At 48.9% G+C, this 362-nt stretch carries 2 tRNA genes; both read right to left on the bottom strand.

Going from position 1 to position 362, the window contains the following annotated elements:
• Positions 1 to 65: 65 nt before the first annotated feature.
• Positions 66 to 140 (bottom strand) — tRNA-Gln (locus ACXVYO_RS09655).
• 87 nt (positions 141 to 227) lie between these two features.
• Positions 228 to 303, bottom strand: a tRNA-Asp gene (locus ACXVYO_RS09650).
• Between the last annotated feature and the right edge of the window lie 59 nt (positions 304 to 362).

The following is a 362-nucleotide window of genomic DNA, read 5'->3' as shown; positions in this document are numbered from 1 at the left end:
ATTCGAACCTTCGACCCTCTGATTAAAAGTCAGATGCTCTACCAACTGAGCTAATGGCTCGTAAATGGCTGGGCTAGCTGGATTCGAACCAGCGCATGACGGAGTCAAAGTCCGTTGCCTTACCGCTTGGCTATAGCCCATCGAAATGTTTATCTTCTTTTCAAAGACAAATGTTATTGTAACATAATGTCCAATAAAAAACAACTGCCAAATAGCAGAAGTTAAAATGGCGGTCCCGACCGGGGTCGAACCGGCGATCTCCTGCGTGACAGGCAGGCATGTTAACCACTACACCACGGGACCATTTGGTTGCGGGGACAGGATTTGAACCTGCGACCTTCGGGTTATGAGCCCGACGAGCT

This window comes from Bacillus sp. BC08 (genome assembly GCF_054326875.1).
The sequence above is the reverse complement of the archived record's forward strand: the minus strand, read 5'-3'. Positions and strand labels throughout refer to the sequence as shown.